The following is a 21271-nucleotide window of genomic DNA, read 5'->3' as shown; positions in this document are numbered from 1 at the left end:
ATGATCAACAATATCAAATTTTTCTGGGAGACTTTAAAAGAGACTTTCGACGAATGGAACAATTCTTCCGCATCAAAAGATTCGGCAAGTTTAGCCTATTATGCGATCTTTTCCATCCCGGGATTATTGATCATCATTATCTGGATCGCCGGCAATTTCTTTGGTGAGGAAGCCATTCGTGGAGAAATCAGTAATCAGATCGGCGGATTAATGGGAGCTGATGTGGCGAAAAGCATCGAAGGAATGATTGCCGGAGCCCTTATTGATAAGCAGAATGTTTTCATGAAAACTGTTGGAATCGGATCTTTGGTTTTCGGTTCTACTACTTTGTTTTTTCAGTTGCAGCATACTCTAAATACGCTTTGGGATGTGGAAGCTGCCCCTAAAAAAGCATTAATCAAATTTCTTCTGGACCGCGCGAATTCATTGGGAATGATTCTTATTTTAGGTTTCTTACTGATGATCACAATGATTTTATCTTCCATGATCAGTCTGTTCAATAACTGGATCACCAATTATTTTGGTCTTGAAACGTATATGCTTGTAGAGCTCGTGAATTTTGCCATCGGTTTTGGTCTGGTTATGCTCTTGTTTGCACTCATGTTTAAAGTGCTTCCTGATGTAAAAATCAGCTGGAAACCTGTATGGAAAGGCGCTTTACTGACTACCATTTTATTTACATTGGGTAAATTTTTATTGAGTCTGTATTTCGGTAATTTCAAACCTACCTCTACTTTCGGAGCGGCAGGAACCGTTATTTTAATTATGATGTGGATTAATTATTCCTGTATGCTGATCTTTTTCGGAGCGGAATTTACTAAAGTGTACAATTACAAAAAAGGCTACAAAGTCGTTCTTTCCAAGCATGCAAAATGGAGTGCGGCGAAGATGTACAGAGATAGTGCAAAGAAGAATGAGTTGGGAGAGAGTTGAGCGTTTCGGAGCACACGTTGCGAGATTCTGTAGTATTAATAAGTTGTTTATCATTAATACATTTTACATTTTACATTTTACATTTTACATTTTACATTTTACATTATAAAAAAAATAGCCTCCCAAAAAATTCAGGAGGCTTTATTTTTACATTCTGTTTACTGTTCCTATTCCCAGTAACTTTAATGATTTTTGTATTGTTTTTGCTGTTATATCTGATAGATTTAAACGGAATTGGGTTACGTTTTTATCTTCCTGATTTAAGATCGGATTGCTTTGATAGAAAGAATTGTATGTTTTAACCAAATCATACACATAATTCGCGACCAAAGCTGGACTTAATACTTCCGCAGACTTCGCTACCACTGTTTTGAAATTGGCCAATTGCATGATTAATTCTTTTTCAGACTGGCTTAATTCAATTTCAGCAATTTCTTTTTGTTCAAAATTAGCTTTAGCCAACAAAGATTGAATACGCGCAAAAGTGTATTGAATGAAAGGCCCTGTATTTCCATTAAAATCAATACTCTCTTCAGGATTGAATAGCATTTTTTTCTTTGGATCAACTTTTAGCATGAAGTATTTTAATGCTCCTATTCCTACACTTTCGTAGTTTATGCTTTTCTCTTCTTCGGTAAAGTTTTCTAATTTACCCAGTTCTTCAGATTTAGCTTTTGCCATATCGTGCATTTCCTGCATCAATTCATCGGCATCTACAACAGTTCCTTCACGGGATTTCATTTTTCCGTTCGGAAGTTCTACCATTCCGTAAGAAAGATGGAATAGCTGATCTGCCCACTCATATCCCAGTTTTTTCAGAATTTTAAATAAAACCTGGAAGTGATAATCCTGCTCGTTTCCTACGGTATAAATTAATTTCTGAATGTTATTTTCTTTAAAACGCTCAACAGCCGTTCCTAAATCCTGAGTCATATACACAGAAGTTCCATCTGAACGCAACAATAATTTTTGATCTAAACCTTCATCTGTAAGATCACACCAAACCGAACCGTCTTCTTTCTGATAAAGAATGCCTTTGTCCAGTCCTTCCTGGATCAGATCTTTTCCCAAAATATACGTATTGCTTTCGTATTGAACCTGATCAAAATTCACTCCTAATCTTTGGTAAGTTTCGTTGAAACCTTTATAAACCCATGAGTTCATTTCGTTCCAGAGATTTCTTACCGTCTCATCGCCATTCTCCCAATCTAAAAGCATTTTTTGAGCTTCTTTGATCAATGGAGCATCTTTTTTAGCCTGATCTTCTGTTGAACCCTGTGCAACAAGTTCTGCAATTTCTGTTTTGTAGTTTTTATCAAACTCTACATAATAGTTTCCTACAAATTTATCGCCTTTTGTATTCGTTGACTCCGGAGTTTCGCCTTTTCCAAATTTTTCCCAAGCCAACATTGACTTACAAATATGAATTCCTCTGTCATTGATGATTTGAGACTTGATCACATCATAGCCCGCCTCCTTAAGAATCTGCGCTACGGAAAATCCTAATAAGTTATTTCTAACGTGTCCAAGGTGAAGCGGTTTATTGGTGTTCGGGGAAGAATATTCCACCATTACTGTAGAATTTTTCTTTTCTATAGTATCGAAATCGTTGCTCACAGATCTGAAGTTATCCACAAACAACTGGTTTTTTACCTTAACATTAAGGAAACCTTTTACTACATTGAAGCTTTCGAACAGATCAGAGTACTCCGTCAAAGCTCCTCCCAATTCAACGCCAATATTTTCCGGATTTTTTTTCAGCTGTTTTACCAATGGAAATGTAACAATGGTAAAGTCGCCTTCAAATTCCGTTTTATTTTCCTGAACTTCCAGATTGATGTCTTTCAATTGAAATACATTTAAAATCACCTCCGAAAGTTTCTTCTCTATGATATCTTTAATATTCATGTGTATCTATTACTTTTTTTAAGACTATGGGGAATAGTCTTTTCTTCTCAAAATTTTAAAGTACAAATATACGGAAATAAAAAAACCGCCCGAAGGCGGTTTATATAAGAATATCATTGTTTAACAAAAACTAAGGTTGCCATGTCATTCCCGGGCGTATCGTCTAAGTCTTTGGAATTATCCGAAATTCTTAACTCAACATTAGTGAATGACTGAACTGTCTTTTTTAATGTTTTAACAGTACCTGCCTCATTATAAGTTATTGTAAGACTGCTATTGTCATAAGACCATTTACCACCGAAAGAATCAATATGATCACAACTACCGGTAGAAGAAAGTGCATATCTCTCATAAGTACCGGAAAAATCAGAGTTTATTGATATTTCCCCTTTTTTATCACAGTCATTTAAGAGAATGCTTTTTCCCCTGAATTCATATTTATAAGGTTTCCAGCTACCATTGATACTTACACTTTCCACAGGTGTATTCTCATTGTCGTCATTACCTGAACATGAGATAACAGTCATAAAAAGACAAATTCCAAAAAAAAATTTCATATTTAAATATTTACTTTAGCTAAGCTATAATTTTTAGCCGATAGATTAAAATTTATCCCAGAATAATTTTGTAGTGGCTTTATCACCTCCAATTTTACTGGCTGCTGCATTAACGTTAGCTCCATTCAATACATATTCCTGATCTGAATAAGGCATTCTGTATGGTACAGAAGACAGGTTAGATTTTGGAGGATTCACAAGAGTTGGATTATCCAAACGTCTTGTAAAATTCCAGCAGGCAAATCCTTTGTTGAACATAGCAATCCAGGCCTGAACTCCGATAGACTGTTTCCAGTTAACTGCATTATAAGGATTGGCAGCTAAATAGGCATCAATAGCAGCATCTGCAACTCCATTTTCTTTCATAGATGAAGTAACTGCAGTAGCGTAAAGATCTACAGCTGTGCCACCAGCAGTATATCCTCTTGCTGCCGCTTCGGCTTTAAGAAAATTCACTTCTGTATAACTTAATAAGTTTGAAGCTGTTGTTGAGGATCTAAAATAGTTGTTTAAGTGAGAAAAATCAGAATATGGATCATTCAATTCACCAAAAACTCCTCCTTTATAGATTTCCCCAACTTTTGTAAACCATTTTTCCATTCGTGGATCTGACAAGCTATTCATGGTATTGATCACTATTTCACTAGGAACAAAATCGTCTCTGTTTGAAGCTACTAAGTTATCAAAAACAGGATTTGAGAATGTGTTTCCATCATATTTAAATTTATAGGCATCCTCTTCAGAAGCAATAACTCCTCCTGCGATGGCTGACTCAACCGTTGCTTTTGCCAATGTAGGATCAACATCAGCTAAGTTTATCCCTAATCTTAATTTAACAGAATTTGCAAATTTTATCCACTTGGGCATATTTCCGGAATATACCAAATCCCCGGAATAGTCTCCAGTAATTGGAGCATACCCTTTAACTGAAGGTTTTATAGTTGCAATAGCAGCATCAATCCTTTTAATTAAATCAATATAGATTGTTTTAGCATCATCATATTTTGGTGTTAAAATTTCATTTGGTTTAAACGCCTCGGAATAAGGAACGTCACCAAAAGTATCCACCAGATTTTCCCAAATGAAAATTTCTTCAATTTCTAAAGTTGCTAATTTATTAGTACGAATATCTTCAGTTTCTACTTCCTTTTTTAGATTTTCTTTAGCCTGTCTAATATTATTCAGACTGTATACATACATTCTGTTAAAATGATTCCTAGGCTGGTTTCTCGTCACCAAATCATACTGAGTCTCCTGTGGATACTGACCTTCTGCCCATTGCTGTGTGAAAAAACGATAATTGTTAAAATTCACGCTGGGATTATCCATATAATAAGAAGACTGAAATAATGCAGTTGCCAGTAAATTTTCTGACGGTAGCGTCGATGGATGCTTCGGATCTTCATTCAGCGAGGTCATATCACTTTGACATGATACCAAACTTGCCGATATAAGTATACCAGTTAAGGCTGTTTTTAATATATTTTTCATTGTTGATTTTTTAAAATTTGAATGTAACATTTACTCCTATATCTCTTGTCGTTGGCATTGATCCAATTGACCACCCATAAGAATTGATTCCTCCACCAATCATAGCTTCAGGATCAGCATATGGTAGATTTTTGTGAATAATCCATAAGTTTCTACCAACAATAGAAATTTTCGCGTCATAGATTTTTGTTCCTGCCAATAAAGATTTAGGAAGCATATACCCAATACTGGCCTCTCTTAATTTGATAAATGATCCATCATAAACAAATTCTTTTGCCGGCTGAGTCTCATATCCGTAATTACTTCCTGTTGTAAATTGTGACAACGCAATATTGTTAGGAGAACCATCTGGCAAAACTCCTGGAAGTATAACATCTTTATCTCTATAGTCTCCGATAGCAGTTTCTTTGTAAAGTCCTGTATCCATACCGTAATACATATCTGTAGAGAAGATATCCCCACCTTTACGCATATCAATTAAGAAACTTAACGAGAAGCCTTTATAACTAAAGCTATTTCTTATACCCCCAATCCAGTCAGGAGTTGTATTACCAATAATTTGGTTTGCCTTAATTTGGTAAATACCTGTTGTAGGGTCAATAACTCTTTGTCCATTCAAATAAACATAATCTCCACCAATTAGCGTACCCCATGCTTCACCAACTCTTGCATTCAGAGAAACTCCACCCTGGAAGCTATTCAATAAAAGATTGGTAATTCCAGGGTATAAACTCATAACCTCGTTTTTATTTTTAGACCAGTTAGCATCAATATTCCATGTAAAATCTTTTGATTTTATAGGAACCAAGCCTAGCTGTACTTCAAATCCGGTATTATCTATTCTTCCTGCATTGATCACTTTACCTGTATATCCTGTTCCTGAGGATACAGGAAGCGTAATGATCTGATCAATAGTTTTTGTTTTATAATAAGCAAAATCAACTGTAATTCTATCTTTTAAGAAATGAGCTTCTGTACCTACTTCAAATTCTTTAGATCTTTGGGGCTTTAAGTTAGGGTCAGCTTGATTCAGTATTGAATTATATATACCTACAGTCGATAAAATACCTGCAGATCTGTAGTTGTTAGTTAGCATATACGGGTCTGCTGTACCTCCCACTTCAGCATAGTTTGCTCTTAATTTCCAGAAATTCATCCAACTTTTAGTATCCAAAATTTCTGACATAATGATAGAGGTCGTTACTGAAGGATAGTTATATACGTTATTACCAGCTGGTAATGTTGAACTTTGGTCTACTCTCCAAGTCCCATCTATATAGAATTTTTTAAAGAAATCGAACGAAGCCGTTATGTATCCTGAATTTGTTTGTGTAGTAAATTCATTTTCATCCGATGCCAAAGGTGATTTTTTAGAGTTTGACAAAGCATAAAACCCTGGAACTACCAATCCTCCTTCTGTGGAACCGAAAACAGAATTAAAATAATTTCGTCTTATGTTTCCACCTAAAACTCCAGAAACGTTGATGTCATCAGTAATGTTAAATTTATAATTGGCCATTAAATCATAGTTGGTCTCCGTTCTTAGTACATCACGTCTTGCATACCCGGAAGAAACATCATTTCCTGACTGACCAAACGCTTGCGCTATAGAACCTACTGCTAATCTGTTTTCAGCAAAAAGATTAGATCTGTCATAAGAAACTTTCCCAGTAACAGAAATATTATCCAGTAAATCATAGGTTACCTGTGCATAGGAAAAATTTCTGTTTCTTCTATCAGTTGTATAATTCTGATATGCTTGGAAATAAGGGTTATTCCAATATGCAGGCGCTCCATTACCTGCAGATTTCCTGTTCCAGCTAACATTTCCGTAGTTATTTACCGCACTGGCAATAGCAGGATTAACATTAGTAAAATAAGCTCTTTCTAGCTCAGCCATATCCACGTTAGTTTGCCACCACTGTCTGAAATTACTCATTGTATTATCATTATAACCTGTCACACTACGTCCTTTTGTATCCTGTAAAGTCATTGTAGAATAGAAAGAAGTATGTAATTTAGAAGTCAGATCATAATTAACTTTTAAGGAGAAAGTATTCTTATTGATATGAGAATTAGGCATAAGACCATCCATCATCATATTATCATAGGTAAAGCTAATATTTTTTCCTTTTTCTCCTTTTTCTAAAGTTACAGTGTTATTATAAGTAGTTGGGTTATTGAAAAATGTAATAGGTCCATTTTTAGCAGCTACCCAGGGTGTTGCTTTACCATAATTGGGAGATGTCGGATCAAAAGAATCCCATTGGTATACTAATAAATTTGGATCAAATTTTGGTCCCCATGATGCATCTGCTCCAAAATTCGCATTATTCAGCCCACCCGGTCCTTGCGTACCAAATTTTTGAGAATATCCAGCTCCATATCTTGTCTGATATTCCGGAAATGTTGATTTATCAACAAAACCAACATTTATTGAGGATGATAAAGTAACTCCCCAAGATCCATCGTCTTTTCCTTTTCCGTTTTTAGTAGTAATAACAATAACACCGTTTAACCCCCTTTCCCCGTATAATGCGGATGCTGCTGCACCTTTCAGGACGTTAATTGATTCTATATCTTCCTGGTTAATATCAGACAGAGCATTTCCATAATCTACATTTTTTTCCTGGGTATACGTGTTATTGACCGGTGATCCATCAATTACAATCAATGGATTTCCTCCTCCTAATGATTTTACGCCTCTAATGAGTAAGTTTGCTGAACCACCAAAATTGTTATTTGTTGTAACATTAAGACCAGCTACTTTACCTGATAATTGGGCTCCGATATTTCCGGTATTTGTTGTTCCATCAGAAAGAGCACTTGCCTTAATTTCCTGAGAAGCATATCCCAAAGATTTCTTCTCTCTTTTAATTCCGAGTGCAGTTACTACTACCCCCTCAATTTCTTTTGTTTTGATGGTATCATTCTTTTGCTGGGCATGTGCAACAGCGATAGATGATGACAATACCAAAACAAGCAGACTTGCTGTTAGTTTCTTCATATCAAATTTTAATTTTGTGACTGTACAAATTTGTAAAACTTTCTTAAAATCACAAAGCAAAATTTAAAAAAAATATCAAATATTCATAATTTTTCAAAATTTATATAAAAAAAATTATTAAATTAAGTTAAAAACAAGTCAATTAACAAAAACAAATCATTTTAACAATATTTTTTTTCGGAAAACTACAACATTATTTCAATTGATATTCTCTATATAAAATATCCAAAAAAATCAAATAACATATTGATTATCAAAACAATTAATCACATCAAAATGAAAAATATAAAATATCATTTAAAAAACAACAATGCTATGCATATTATATTATTCACCTTAAAACGCGAGCTATGAAGTCATAAAACAAAAAAAACCGCCTAAAGGCGGTCTTTAAATATATTCAAAATTGTTGAATTAATTTTGGTTCCAGAAAGGAGTGTATTGGTTTTTAGTAAATACAACATCACTTCCGATATTTGGTACGTTTGCTGAATTGGTAGCAAACTCAGAATTAGGATAAACTAATCTGTAAGGTCTTCTAGGTTTTACTGCATTTACAGCAACCGGGTTATAAGGAAGGTTAGTTCTGTTATATTCAATATACATCTCTGTCGGGTTTACATTGGTAAGCGCCAGCCATTTTTGAGTCATAATAGCCTCCAATTTTTGAGCATCTGTCCCAGTCCAACCTAAACCTGGTTTCGCAGCAATAAGTGTAAGATAGTTGTTTGTATTTGCTGCTGTAACACCAAGCCAAGTTGCAGAAGCAGAAATTGCAGCATTAAAGGCAGTCTGTCCACCAGTAAATAATGCAGGATATCTTAAAGAAGCCTCAGCCAATAAAAGCTTTATCTCCGCAAGCGACATTACCACACCTCCTCTCGCATTCGCTAAAGTCAGTAGCTGTCCAGCATTAGCAAAAGTTCCACTTCCTGCCAGATTTCCACCTGCTAATTTTGAAACCGACTGATTATCTGTAGGAGCCCCAGGCTGACCTGAAGTAGCACCCTGTCTCACCCCTTTTACCTTTTGTACACCATTATAGTTAACGTTAGTAAATAATCTAAATCTACGAGGATCTACAACTCCGTTGAATTTCTGGTATTCTGCAGTGGTATTAGCTTCAACGTTTCCATTCAAAGCAATCGCCAAATGTTCTGAGGACGTAATTACGATATGATTTTGAACCTCAGCAGGTGTTGTATTATAAAAATAATTGAATGCAAATGGATTCAGTTTATCATTATCAGAACTTGAATAACCCGGTTTTTCAATAACATCTGTTGTCATTAAACCTGTACCCATACCAGATGCAGTACTTAATGCAGACAACTGAGCATTACGGTAAGTAGCAAGATCACCGGTAACATTTGACATTCTTAACAGGAATCTAAGTTTAACTGTATATGCAAAAGCTTTCCATTTAGCCATATCACCTCCAAAAATGATGTCCTTACCCGCAGGATCCACTGCAGCTTCATCATCTAAATCTATTAAAGCAACTGCTTCATCCAAATTGGTAATAAGTGATTTGTAAATATCAACATCCTTATCATATTTCGGAGCAAGATTGTTCTGACCTTTAAATGCCTCTGTATAAGGAGCATTTCCATATAAGTCTACAATATACTGCATATAAAAAGCTTTCATCACTTTAGCCATTGCAACATATTTATCCTGGGCATGATTTCCGTTTGGATACTTTTCAATTACAACAAAATTGTTAACATTTTGGTAGATGTTATCCCAAATTCCATCATAAAATTGGCTATTGACAGCTGAAAGTGAAAATTCATTTGGGTATAATCCACCGTAATGGTATACATCTCCAGCCCAAGAGTTCATCATTAAATTACCAAACTGCATCATATCTCCTGCCTGTGCTCTGTAAGACTGTGCCATAGCACCTGGCAATATGAGCTCAGGCGTAATATTCTCTGCATGGATAGAGTTTGGGTTTTCATTAATATCCAGGTAATCATTACAAGATGTTAATGAAGCCGCCACTATAACGGACGAAATTATATATTTTAATTTATTCATTTTTAGAATTTTAGAAAGTTATGTTAAAATTGAAACCGAAATTTCTAGCGGTAGGATACTGGCTTGTCGCTAAACTAGCTCCAGTCTGCATTTCCGGATCACCAAAATTTCTGTTATCTTTTGCATAGATTACAAAAGGATTTCTTGCATACACACCAATACTCATACTGTTAATGAAAGTGTTTGACAATACTGATTTTGGAATAGCATAACTTACAGCAATTTCTCTCACCTTCAGTGCTGTACCATCTACTACAAACTCTTCTGCAATATCACTTCCATAGTTGGTTGTAAAATAATTTACAGTCCCTGCATAAGTTGGATCATCACCTACTGTTGTGGTGTTGGTAACATATATTGGATTGGCTGCTGTCCCTGTATTCTGAACAGAATTTGGCACAACATATCCATTCGCACGGTTAAAGTCAGCTTGTTTTTCAAGTGTTCCTACGTATGACATTAGTGCTTTAGTTTCAGAAATAAAACTGTTTCCAGTTCTGTAATCTGCAACAGCACTGATTGTAAACCCTTTCACTCTAACAGACGTACTGAATGCTAAAATATAGTCCGGATCTAACTTTCCTAACAGTTTATACTGGCTACTTACTAATGGTATACCTAAATCATCTACTATAATTCTGCCTTCAGGATCTCTTTGATATGCAGTACCCATAAGAGAGTTTGCACTTTCACCTAAAACTGCATAAAAACCTGCTGGAATACCTTGTCCTGCAGCTCCTCTAGGTACAGATAAAGCTCCATTATCCAAACTTGTAACAACAGATTTATATGTTGCATAAGACCCTTTTAGGTTCCATTCAAAGTCTTTAGATTTAAAAGGAGTTACACCCAATTCCAATTCGAAACCTCTGTTTCTCATAGATCCTGCATTATCCAATACAGTATTGAAACCAGTAGCATTAGATACGCCACTTCTGGTAATCAAACCATCAGTTTTAACCTGATAAACTGATCCATCAAAAGTAATTCTATCTTTTAAGAATCCTAAACTTAAGTTGGCTTCCAATGTATTGTTAAATTCAGGCTTGATGTCCTGAGAAACCGGAGTTGTATTAATGATGTAAGATGAAAGTGTTCCGAAAGGGAAACCTGTTGGGAAAACACCCACCTCATCCACTGCATAAGCATCTAAAACAGAGTTACCTGTTCTTGTAAATCCTCCACTTACTTTTGCGTAAGTAAGAATACCTCCTTCGGTGATATTCTTAAACGCTTTTGTAGGAATAAATGAAGCCCCAACCGAGTAGTAAGAATAACCTTCATTTCTTAATGGTCTGTCTCCCTCTCCTACAAGCGGTGTTTCACGAATACTTAAAGCTGATGACTGCTCGTATCTGTACGTTGCATTTAAGAAAAGGTAATCTTTGTATCCTAAATCTAAGTTAGAGAACCAAGCAACATTTCTTTTTCTAAGTTTTCCATTGTTAAGGTTATACCAAGGTGTAGAGTTCAGTACATTCTGAACATTATACCATCCCGGAATCTGTAGATTGGTTCCGCCAACTTGTGCATAATCCTCTTTTGTATCCTGAATGTTATTACCTAAATTAAGCTTAAAGTTAATGTCATCAGTTAAATCATAATCGAAATTTAACATTAAGTCTCCATAATATCTCCAGATTTTATTTACAGATTTATTATAAGCAGATACAATAGCGGTACCACCATAATCTAAATATGTAGTCCCATCATAAGGTGTACCTGTACCAGAATACATTCTGGCTTCTTTTGCTCCATATGCGTCTGTATGAGTTTCAATTACACTAGAGATTGTGGACATATTTCCAGTATATGTCAAGCTGATGTTTTTGTTGAACTCATACCCTAAAGAAATAATACCGTTGAATGTTGTTGTATTATTATCATTACGCTGATGATCTCTTAACCAATATGGGCTACGGGCAAAAGCCGTCCAGTGTCCATCCATACCAGAGTTAGCATATCTTCTAACATCAATGTTGGTAGGAGTCTGAATAAGCTGTCCGAAAAGGTTTGCTCCTGACTGAGAAGTATTCTGATCAATAAAGTTGAAAGTAGCATCAATTCTAAGTTTTCCTAGTTGTTTACCACCTTTATAGAATAATGTATTTCTTTTTAATTTATCTCCATCAACCATGAAATCATTTTCCACTCTGTTGAATGATAAGAAGGAATAAGAATCTTTACCTCCTACATTCATGGAAATTCCATTCTGCATCAAAACTCCATTTTTAAAGAATTTATCTGCATTATCTTTTCTTGCAGCGAAAGGACTGTAGATCAGACTTCCATCTGCTTGAGGCATACCTGCAACTAACAACTGCCCTCCAATCTGAGGATCATTATATGCCGGCCCCCAGCTACCGTTTTCGTATGGTACCCAGTTTGCTCCACCATATTCAACACTACTGAAATCTGTAGGTTCACCAGTCCAACCCTGTCCATAAAGTTGCTGACGAATTGGTGTTTTATAAACAGAAGATACATCTATTGAAGATGTTAGAGAGAATTGTATTTTTTCAGATTTTGTTCCTTTTTTAGTTGTAACTACAATTACACCATTACTTCCTCTTTCACCATACAGTGCAGAACCTTGCTGACCTTTGATGACGTTTACACTCTCAACTACTTCAGGTGGTAATTGTTGAAAGATACTTAGAGTAGATATAGCTCCATCAATTACAATTAGCGCTTGGTTATTCCCTGAGATAGATCTCGCTCCTCTAATTGTCACCGTTGCCTGGCTATTAACAGAGTTACTTGTTGTGTTAATTTGTAAACCTGCTACTTTACCTGTTAATGCCTGGGCAGCATTAGGGTTAACGGCCTGATTAAGCTCCTTATTATCAATAACTTTATTACTGGTAATCACAGCATCCTGTCTCTTCTTAAGACCAAGTGCACCTGTAACAACGATCTCACGGATGTCATTCACCTGTAAAGTATCACCTGGTGTATTTTGCGCGCTTACCATCCCAAAGGAAGCGGTAAGAACTATCGCTAAAACACTTGTAGTTAATTTCTTCATATTTAAATTGATTATTTTTTTTTATGATTGCAAATATGTGAAACTTTCTTAAAATCACCAAATATTTCGTTAAAAATATTTAATTAACAAACAAGAAAGCAACAATAAGTTAAATACTTAGAAATATATCAATTAAAAAAGCATATTATTTAAAAACAATCAAAACAACTACCATTTAACACTATACAACCATTGTGTTAAAAAGAAGCAATATATTTATTAAACACAATATTTATATAAAAAAAATACACTTCACCTCAAAATGCAATTTTTACTAATTTTACACCTCATTTATGAAATGATATAAATAATTATATGGATTTATTGCAAAAGTGGACAGATCTTTACATTGAGGCAGGATGTGACGAAGTGGGCAGAGGATGCCTTAGCGGACCTGTAGTGGCCGCAGCAGTTATTCTGGATGACAGTTTCCAGCAAAATCTTGTCAATGACTCAAAGAAGTTAACGTTCAAAACAAGAATGGAACTGGACAGCTATATTAAGGATAATGTAAAAAATTACGCTATTGCTGAGCTGCCTCCGGAGTTTATAGACGAGCACAATATTCTTAATGCAAGTATCCATGCTATGCACAGGGCGCTGGATCAATTAACGATAATACCCGAGCTAATTTTAGTCGACGGAAATAAATTCCATCCTTATAATTTTATTCCTCATCAGTGCATTATAAAAGGGGACTCAAAAGTTCTGTCCATTGCAGCAGCTTCTATTCTTGCCAAAAACTACAGGGATAAATTAATGATCGAACTCCACAAAGAGCACCCGGAATACAGCTGGAACACCAACTTCGGATATGCCACAAAAGCACATCAGCAAGCTCTTATAAAGTATGGCCCCACAAAACACCACAGACAATCCTTCAGATTAAAATATGACTAATTAGAGCATTTCTTTCGATCAAAATTCGATACAAATAAAAAAGAGAAGCAAATTTTGCTTCTCTTTTTTATTATAGATTTATTTTCTTATTTCTTTTTTCTCTGCTGCTCCTGAATCTTCTGTTGATCCTGAGCTTTCTCCATCATCTCTCTCATTTTCTTCTGGAACTTTCCTTCAGATTTTGGTTTCTCTTTATTCGCCTGGATCTGTGCATGGATTTTCTTTTCATCCAGTATCACGTATTTAATAACCAGGATAATTAAAATGTTAATCGCATTCGATACAAAATAATACCAGGAAAGACCTGAAGCTGATGTATTCAGGAAGAACAGGAATGTAATCGGGAAGATATACATCAAAACTTTCATGTTTGGCATTCCCTCCTGTTGAGGCTGCTGCATATTTCCTGAAGTCATTACAGTATAAATTAAGATTACGATCGTACATGCTAATGCAAAAACACTTAAATGATCTCCTAAGAAAGGAATCTTAAATGGTAGTTTAATCAAATCATCATAAGCTGTCAAATCTTTTGCAAACCAGAATCCCTGTCCTCTAAGATCAATAAAGTTCGGGAAGAATCGGAATAAGGCATAGAAGATCGGAATCTGCACCAATGCCGGAAGACATCCCGCCATCTGATTCACACCCGCCTTTCGGTAGATTTCCATGGTAGCCTGCTGCTTCTTCATTGGATCTGCATCTTTTAGCTTAGCATTTACCTCGTCAATCTCCGGACGAATCACTTTCATCATCGCACTTAGCTTATGCTGCTTATACATAATTGGTGATAAGATCAGTTTTACAATGATCGTCATCAAGAAGATCACCCAACCTGCTGTAAGTCCCCAACCTGCAATAAGGTTGTACATTGGCATAAAGAACCCACGGTTCATCCATCCGATAAACGACCATCCTAATGGTAAGATTTCGTCAAAGTTTTTGTCGTAAGATTTTAACAGTGGTAAATCAAGTGGCATAAAGTACCACGTAAAATCCTGATTAAGCTCGCTTCCAGTCATCTGTACGAATCCTTCAAAATTAAGTTTCTTCAGATATTCACCTTCTTCGATAGCTTCCTGATTCCCTTTACTCTGCGTGAAACCGTTTTTAGCTTCAATTACAGAAGAGAAAAACTGCTGTTTTACACCAATCCAGTTAAGGGTTTCTTTTTCCTCACTCATTTCCGTTCTTCCGTCATAATCATAGTCTTTATAATTATTGAAAGCATATGAGAATTCAGAGTGAGACTGCTCCTGAGCTCTACCCTTTTCTAAGTTTCTTACGCTGTAATCCCAGATAAAGTCTGCTTTGTTATCAGAAGTAACAGCGGCAAGCCCTTTTGTTCTTACTTTAAAATCTAATGTATATTTTGGAAGTAGTGTATAGATAAACTGAATAACCGCTCCATTAAGATCTGCTGTCATCGTTACAGCATTCCCATTAACAGCCGGTGTAAAAACTAAGTCTTTAGTATTGATTACTTTTCCGGTTTTATCTTTAAACTGAAAACCGTAGTTGGAGTTCTTTTTATCAATCAGATAAAGCGGAAGATCTGCCTTATCCGTTTTATGATCATATGCTTTGTACTCCGAAAGCTGTACTTTAGAAACCTGTCCTCCTAAGCTTGAGAATTCCACATTCAGTTCTTTGTTCTTCAAACTGGCGGTCTGAATGGCACTAGGAGTTACATTTGGATTGATATTATTGGCCTGAGTCTGTTTTACAGCATTTTTTACCTGCTCGATTTTCTGCTCCTGAGCTTTTACCTGCTCTTCTTTCGACTGCTTGTTCTGGAAATAGAACATGAATCCGAAAAGAACCAGACATAAAACCGCAAAACTGATCATCTGACTTTTATCGATTCCCTTGTTTTCTTGCATTTTATTTTATATTAAAATTTTAAATTTAACCCAAGTATCACAATATGCTACTTTTTGAGCTGACAAAAATACTGTTTTTTTATCAAAACTCTATGCATTACCATGTTACTATATAATAAACTCAAGCTGAGAATAATCAGCCTGAGTTTATGATAAGACGTTTATGGTATAGTATTACCTTATTTCTTTTCGCAAGCCTTCACAAAAGCTCTGAACAGAGGATGCGGCGTTGCTACTGTACTTTTATATTCCGGGTGATACTGCACCCCTACATAGAACGGGTGATCTGGCATTTCAAGAGCCTCTACCAGTCCGGTTTCAGGGTTTGTCCCTGTTGCAAGGAAACCATTCTTTTCAAATTCCTGAAGATAATCACTGTTGAATTCATAACGGTGACGGTGTCTTTCAGAAATATTTTTAGCTCCATAGATATCATATAGCTTAGACGCATTTTTCAGTGAACATTTCCATGCTCCAAGACGCATTGTACCTCCTTTGTCTACTACATTTTTCTGCTCTTCCATGATAGAAATTACAGGATCCGGTGTAGAAGTATCAAATTCCATGGAGTTGGCTTTTGAATGACCAAGAACATTTCTTGCAAATTCAATGGTCATGATCTGCATTCCCAGACAAATTCCCAACATCGGAACTTTATTCTCTCTTGCATATTGAGCTGTAAGTACTTTCCCTTCAATTCCTCTATCGCCAAAACCTGGAGCGATAAGGATTCCGTCTACACCACCTAAAGTCTCTTTAATATTTTCAGCGGTGATATCTCCACTATATACCCATCTTACTTTCACTTCAGTTTCAAGACTTGCACCGGCATGTTTGAAAGCTTCAGCAATAGAAATATAAGAATCCTGCAGAGAAATATATTTTCCTACTAAGGCAATTTCTACAGTTCTTTTAGGGTTTTTGAATTTTTTAAGGAAAGTTTTCCAGTCTTTCAGATCAGCTTCTTTATCATTTTTCAGATCCAGCTCTTTTAAAACTACATCATCAAAATTCTGTTTCTGAAGATACATTGGAACTTCATAGATCGTTTCCAAATCTTTACATTCAATAACATTATCCAGAGAAACATTACAGAACTGAGCTAATTTTGCTCGCTGATCTTTTGGAATATTGTGTTCCGTTCTGCAAACCAAAACATCTGCCATGATTCCGCTTTCCATCAACTGACGAACGGAATGCTGAGAAGGTTTTGTTTTCAATTCGCCGCTTGAAGCCAGGTAAGGCAACAGCGTAAGGTGAATCACCATAGAATTTTTCTCACCAAGTTCCCATTTCAGCTGACGTACAGTTTCAATGTATGGAAGAGATTCAATATCCCCTACAGTTCCTCCGATCTCAGTGATGATGATATCGTAGTTCTGCTTGGAAAGCATTTTGATTCTTCTTTTAATCTCGTTGGTGATATGAGGAATTACCTGAACTGTTTTCCCTAAGAAATCTCCTTTTCTTTCTTTTTCGATAACTGTTTGGTAGATTTTCCCTGTCGTAACGTTGTTGTTTTGGGATGTAGGAGCATCAAGATAACGCTCGTAGTGGCCTAAATCCAGATCCGTTTCTGCGCCATCTTCGGTTACATAACATTCTCCGTGTTCATATGGATTCAGTGTTCCCGGGTCTATGTTGATATAAGGATCCAGTTTTTGGATCGTTACGTTAAAACCGCGTGATTTTAACAAAAGTCCCAGAGAAGCAGAGACGATTCCTTTTCCCAAAGATGAAGTTACACCTCCTGTCACAAAGATGTACTTTGTATTCTTTTTACTCATTAGATTAGGTTTGTGCAAAGTTATGGGAAAAACAGACACAAGTCAATTTTTTGTTTCTATTATAATTAATTAGTATATTTACTATTGATTATCAGCTGTATCAAAAATGTCAACGATAGATAAAAAAAATATTAAAATTACTCCTACTTCAGATGAATCCAATGAAAAGATGCGTGTATATACCTACATTCTAATTCAGGATTCATCTGAAAATATCATTTTAAATGTCTATCCACAAAACTCAGGTTTTCCTCTATTATCTGGAAACAGAAAAAATAAGAGCATGACCATACTAAAAAAAAAGGGGAAATACATGTTTCAATTGAGACACGGATATCCAAGATATCATAATAGAAACATGATAGTAGAACAAACTGATTCCAACAAACTTATATCCAGCCTTAAGATCACAAAAAAATATTTGGCAATACTAGGTCCTCAAAATATAGAACCTAAAGAAACTACCGAAAGCTATCTATTAGAATTTATTTACCATGATAAATATTATTTAATAGAGTTTTTTCATGATAATGACATTGTTCTTCTTATCAGAGACATAAAAAACAATAAAAGGAAAGCTTGGGATTTAACGGCTGATCAGCTTCCACAGTTGCTGGATATTCTAAAACAGAATATATATGGATCAGAATCCCTGTGAAAAAATTTGTATTCCAGCAGAATTACACTGGAATGCAAGACCCATTGATGAAAATTTCATCAATGAAAATTTATTCAGAAGAACAAGAATTTCTATAGATAGCAGCAAAATCAGTGAGAAAGAGATTTCAGCGGCAATATTCCCAATAAAGGATGACTCATGCAACAGAGAAAAATACTCTCAAGCTGATGATGTTCTTTTTAATATAATGGCTAATGATTGTGATGATCACTTTCTACATTACGGAATTGTAAAAATCAATTCAAATTATATTCTTAGTGAGTCTTTTTCACCGGAAGGTTCTCGGGACAATTATACTTTTAAAATTATTCATTGCCCTACTGACTGTATGTATCCTCATTCTGAAATCTCTGTTTTTAAAAATAACGAAAGAGTGGCAGACCACAAACCTAAATCTGTTAAAGCTTACATTAGAGATATCATTATTTCAAACTGTGTAATAATAAAGGACTTTCAAGCTATTTAGTAATTGCCGGTTACCAGTTAATTATCCATCATGATTTCCGTTTATAAATTAAAACCAAAATTCCAGCAGCTGCTCACCCCGGTTTTATTATTCCTGCACAGGAAAAATATGACGGCCAACCAGATCACGGTAAGTTCCATAGTACTGTCCGTGATTATTGGAGTGTTGTTCTGGAATGCAGATCTGTCGAAATGGTTCTTTTTAAGCCTTCCCATCGGATTGCTTGTAAGAATGGCGTTGAATGCTCTGGACGGCATGATGGCAAGAAAATTCAACCAGACCAGCAGACTGGGTGAAGTTTTAAACGAAGTGGGTGACATCGTTTCTGATGTGATCATCTTTTTTCCTTTACTTAAATTCCAGCCTGAAAGTATATACCTGATTGTCACCTTTATCATATTAAGTATCATCAATGAATTTGCCGGTCTGATAGGAAAAGTCGTTGGAAAAGAGCGCCGCTACGATGGGCCGATGGGTAAAAGCGACCGCGCCTTGATCTTAGGAATCTACGGACTGGCTGTATTTTTCGGAGCAGATATTTCAGGAATTTCAAAATATATTTTTGCCCTTATCATTATGCTGCTGACCGTCAGTACGTATATCAGATTAAAGAAATCACTGCATGAAGCCTGAAGAAAATAAATTTGCAGATGTGCCTTTAAGGGTAAAAACATGGGTCTGCATTATCATCGTTTTTGCGCTGGGAATCTCACACCCTCTCGCTATGAAGCTTTTTGTTTCATGGATCAGTTTTCAGTGTTTCTTTGAATTTTTAAGACTGTTCAAGATCAATTCGAACCGTATTATTCCATCGTTATTTGTCGGAACCGCACTGTTTTTTCTGTTGTATTTTTTCACCATTGACAACTATTTTATATACAGTTCTGCTTTGTCCATTATCGTTCTGCTCTATTTTCGTCTTTTAAAAACAGCCCTGAAACAACTTTACGGAATCTTCATCGCTTTATTGGTCTGTCTGTTTGCTTTTCCGCATTTATCATTCATCCGAGAAACTGCTTCCGGATTGAATTCAATTATATTCGTGGTCGTTGTGACTGAATTGAATGATGTTTTTCAGTACCTGATGGGTAAGTTCTTCGGAAAACATAAAATCACGCCTACAATAAGTCCGAATAAAACTTTGGAAGGCTTTATTGGCGGTATTTTTCTTACAGTGATATTAAGTAACCTCTTAGGATTTTTCTTACTGAAGACAGATATTTTCGTTAATACAATTATAGGATTTATCCTTGGTATTTTTGGATTTTTCGGCGATGTGCTAATGTCTTATTTAAAAAGAAAAGCAGAAATAAAAGATACAGGAACCTTGCTTCCAGGACACGGTGGTCTTCTTGACCGGATGGACAGTTTGATTTTCAATGCTCCTATTTTCTTCTGGATTCTTTCTCTTTTAGTAAAAAATTAAAATCATGAGTGAAAAATTTAAAAGAGCTGTTCTATTTTCAGGAGGCGGAACCAGACTCATGATTTATCTCGGAATTTATGCCGCCTTGGAAGAAATGGATATAAAGCCTGATGTAATGATTGCTTCGTGTGGTGGAGCCTTTGCGGCAACAGTGATCAATGTTTTTCCTGATACTATTTCCCGAAAGGAATATTTAAAGTCGGAAGAATATTTCAGATTTGTATCCGGTACGGTTTTGACAAAGCATAAGAAACTTTCACAGATAGGGATTTTCTCATTAAAAAAAGTGCTGGACAAAAGAAATGCACCCTACCTTGAAGATGTTTTCAGCAGATATCTGGTGGAAATGCCTCAAGATTTAACAGAAGTTTTTCCCTCCTTAAAAAACGTTCAGTTTTCCCAAGAGATCCCAACCGTTATCATCAGTTCAGAAATTCTTTTTGATCCTAAAGAAGCAGGACAGGAAAGAAACGGCAGGAAGCTTTATCGGAAAATTATTTTGACGGATCCAAAGACGGCAGAAAAAATAAATCCTGAACAAATCATCATCCCATCTGAAAACATGATGAACAGTACTGTAGAAAGAATTCCAATGATAAAAACTGATCTTTCTCTACTCGAAAGTACCCGTATTTCCGTTTCCGATATGTTTTACGTAGAACCGGTATATCTTCAGGGAAAATATTTCGCTGGCGGAGCAATTGATCTTATTCCTGCTGAACTGGCTCACCATCTTGCTGACGAAGTCATTATGGAAAAAAAACAGGCATATAATTCTGTTGAAGAAGCTTTTGTCCGGGCTGTACTTGGTTTCAGTGGTAATGAAAGAATTTCAGAGATTGAAAAACTTTCAGCGAATTTCCAGATTGACACAACGAATATCAAACAAGATTTAAAAGGACATTATTTAAAAAAAGGAATTAATTGGGGAAAATTTGAGATTGATTTTTCTTTCCCGAGGACCTATGAACAATTTGCAGAAGACATGGAAATGCAGTGGCAGTATGGTTTTGATCAGACGATGAAATCTATTCGTGGATGATTTTTTATGATGAAATATATTTTGGCTAAAGCCGAATGATATTGCTATTATTTTCATTAAAAGTGCCAAAGCCCATTCCTATTGAATATTGAAAATCTTTAATTTCAAAAAATTCATGTGA

The 21271-nt window shown here is 35.6% G+C and carries 15 protein-coding genes; 7 read left to right on the top strand and 8 right to left on the bottom strand.

The window, feature by feature from the left end; genetic code table 11:
• Positions 1-933: a YihY/virulence factor BrkB family protein gene (locus tag IW22_RS01475; protein WP_034723575.1), complete on the top strand. Its 933-nt coding sequence runs from the start codon at positions 1-3 to the stop codon at positions 931-933.
• A gap of 147 nt (positions 934-1080) precedes the next feature.
• Here the strand turns inward: IW22_RS01475 and argS are convergent, their stop codons facing one another.
• The 6 genes from argS to IW22_RS01445 form a co-directional block, all read right to left on the bottom strand.
• Positions 1081-2841 carry an arginine--tRNA ligase gene (argS, locus tag IW22_RS01470; protein WP_034723574.1) on the bottom strand — a complete coding sequence of 587 codons (1761 nt, stop codon included), beginning with the start codon at positions 2839-2841 and terminating at the stop codon, positions 1081-1083.
• 113 nt (positions 2842-2954) lie between these two features.
• Positions 2955-3398, bottom strand: a complete 444-nt coding sequence (locus IW22_RS01465) for a lipocalin family protein (protein ID WP_081873866.1) — start codon at positions 3396-3398, stop codon at positions 2955-2957.
• A 45-nt stretch (positions 3399-3443) separates the two neighbouring features.
• The gene (locus IW22_RS01460; RefSeq protein ID WP_034723828.1) at positions 3444-4889 is read right to left on the bottom strand and encodes a SusD/RagB family nutrient-binding outer membrane lipoprotein; all 1446 of its coding nucleotides are present in this window, start codon (positions 4887-4889) and stop codon (positions 3444-3446) included.
• Between the two features lie 10 nt (positions 4890-4899).
• Positions 4900-7896, bottom strand: coding sequence for a SusC/RagA family TonB-linked outer membrane protein (locus IW22_RS01455; protein ID WP_034723572.1), 2997 nt, complete (start codon positions 7894-7896; stop codon positions 4900-4902).
• A gap of 414 nt (positions 7897-8310) precedes the next feature.
• A complete protein-coding gene (locus IW22_RS01450; protein ID WP_051890894.1) occupies positions 8311-9939 on the bottom strand; it encodes a SusD/RagB family nutrient-binding outer membrane lipoprotein in 1629 nt (542 codons plus the stop codon).
• Positions 9940-9949: 10 nt separating this feature from the next.
• Positions 9950-12967 carry a SusC/RagA family TonB-linked outer membrane protein gene (locus tag IW22_RS01445; RefSeq protein WP_034723571.1) on the bottom strand — a complete coding sequence of 1006 codons (3018 nt, stop codon included), beginning with the start codon at positions 12965-12967 and terminating at the stop codon, positions 9950-9952.
• Between the two features lie 315 nt (positions 12968-13282).
• Between IW22_RS01445 and IW22_RS01440 the strand changes: the two genes are divergently transcribed.
• Positions 13283-13867, top strand: coding sequence for a ribonuclease HII (locus IW22_RS01440; protein ID WP_034723570.1), 585 nt, complete (start codon positions 13283-13285; stop codon positions 13865-13867).
• Positions 13868-13953: 86 nt separating this feature from the next.
• On the opposite strand, the gene yidC is transcribed toward IW22_RS01440, so the two are convergent.
• Both yidC and IW22_RS01430 read right to left on the bottom strand, forming a co-directional pair.
• On the bottom strand, positions 13954-15750 hold the full coding sequence (gene yidC, locus IW22_RS01435) for a membrane protein insertase YidC (RefSeq protein ID WP_034723568.1): 1797 nt from the start codon (positions 15748-15750) through the stop codon (positions 13954-13956).
• Positions 15751-15929: 179 nt separating this feature from the next.
• Positions 15930-17537, bottom strand: coding sequence for a CTP synthase (locus IW22_RS01430; RefSeq protein ID WP_034723566.1), 1608 nt, complete (start codon positions 17535-17537; stop codon positions 15930-15932).
• Between the two features lie 106 nt (positions 17538-17643).
• Between IW22_RS01430 and IW22_RS01425 the strand changes: the two genes are divergently transcribed.
• From IW22_RS01425 to IW22_RS01405, 5 genes are read left to right on the top strand one after another with little or no spacing between them, the layout of a single operon-like run.
• The gene (locus IW22_RS01425) at positions 17644-18195 is read left to right on the top strand and encodes a hypothetical protein (RefSeq protein WP_034723565.1); all 552 of its coding nucleotides are present in this window, start codon (positions 17644-17646) and stop codon (positions 18193-18195) included.
• Positions 18176-18682 (top strand): hypothetical protein, encoded by a 507-nt coding sequence (locus IW22_RS01420; protein WP_034723563.1) that lies wholly within the window; start codon positions 18176-18178, stop codon positions 18680-18682. Before IW22_RS01425 ends, IW22_RS01420 begins: the two co-directional genes overlap by 20 nt.
• Before the next feature lie 30 nt (positions 18683-18712).
• The gene (locus IW22_RS01415) at positions 18713-19315 is read left to right on the top strand and encodes a CDP-alcohol phosphatidyltransferase family protein (protein ID WP_034723561.1); all 603 of its coding nucleotides are present in this window, start codon (positions 18713-18715) and stop codon (positions 19313-19315) included.
• On the top strand, positions 19305-20108 hold the full coding sequence (locus IW22_RS01410; protein WP_034723559.1) for a phosphatidate cytidylyltransferase: 804 nt from the start codon (positions 19305-19307) through the stop codon (positions 20106-20108). The genes IW22_RS01415 and IW22_RS01410 overlap by 11 nt, the downstream gene beginning before the upstream one ends.
• A 4-nt stretch (positions 20109-20112) precedes the next feature.
• Positions 20113-21150, top strand: coding sequence for a patatin-like phospholipase family protein (locus IW22_RS01405; RefSeq protein ID WP_034723556.1), 1038 nt, complete (start codon positions 20113-20115; stop codon positions 21148-21150).
• The last annotated feature ends 121 nt before the right edge of the window (positions 21151-21271 follow it).

The sequence above is a fragment of the Chryseobacterium sp. JM1 genome, assembly GCF_000737715.1.
In the GTDB taxonomy this organism is placed as follows: Bacteria; Bacteroidota; Bacteroidia; order Flavobacteriales; family Weeksellaceae; genus Chryseobacterium.
This window is presented reverse-complemented; position numbering and strand designations above follow the sequence as displayed.

Bases quoted from the DNA above. Each gene is read 5' to 3' on its own strand.
- IW22_RS01420 (WP_034723563.1), top strand. From the start codon at position 18,176: ATGGATCAGAATCCCTGTGAAAAAATTTGTATTCCAGCAGAATTACAC.
- IW22_RS01415 (WP_034723561.1), top strand. From the start codon at position 18,713: ATGATTTCCGTTTATAAATTAAAACCAAAATTCCAGCAGCTGCTCACC.
- IW22_RS01405 (WP_034723556.1), top strand. From the start codon at position 20,113: ATGAGTGAAAAATTTAAAAGAGCTGTTCTATTTTCAGGAGGCGGAACC.
- IW22_RS01450 (WP_051890894.1), bottom strand. From the start codon at position 9,939: ATGAATAAATTAAAATATATAATTTCGTCCGTTATAGTGGCGGCTTCA.
- IW22_RS01430 (WP_034723566.1), bottom strand. From the start codon at position 17,537: ATGAGTAAAAAGAATACAAAGTACATCTTTGTGACAGGAGGTGTAACT.
- IW22_RS01455 (WP_034723572.1), bottom strand. From the start codon at position 7,896: ATGAAGAAACTAACAGCAAGTCTGCTTGTTTTGGTATTGTCATCATCT.
- IW22_RS01410 (WP_034723559.1), top strand. From the start codon at position 19,305: ATGAAGCCTGAAGAAAATAAATTTGCAGATGTGCCTTTAAGGGTAAAA.
- IW22_RS01445 (WP_034723571.1), bottom strand. From the start codon at position 12,967: ATGAAGAAATTAACTACAAGTGTTTTAGCGATAGTTCTTACCGCTTCC.
- IW22_RS01460 (WP_034723828.1), bottom strand. From the start codon at position 4,889: ATGAAAAATATATTAAAAACAGCCTTAACTGGTATACTTATATCGGCA.
- IW22_RS01465 (WP_081873866.1), bottom strand. From the start codon at position 3,398: ATGAAATTTTTTTTTGGAATTTGTCTTTTTATGACTGTTATCTCATGT.
- IW22_RS01425 (WP_034723565.1), top strand. From the start codon at position 17,644: ATGTCAACGATAGATAAAAAAAATATTAAAATTACTCCTACTTCAGAT.
- yidC (WP_034723568.1), bottom strand. From the start codon at position 15,750: ATGCAAGAAAACAAGGGAATCGATAAAAGTCAGATGATCAGTTTTGCG.
- IW22_RS01475 (WP_034723575.1), top strand. From the start codon at position 1: ATGATCAACAATATCAAATTTTTCTGGGAGACTTTAAAAGAGACTTTC.
- IW22_RS01440 (WP_034723570.1), top strand. From the start codon at position 13,283: ATGGATTTATTGCAAAAGTGGACAGATCTTTACATTGAGGCAGGATGT.
- argS (WP_034723574.1), bottom strand. From the start codon at position 2,841: ATGAATATTAAAGATATCATAGAGAAGAAACTTTCGGAGGTGATTTTA.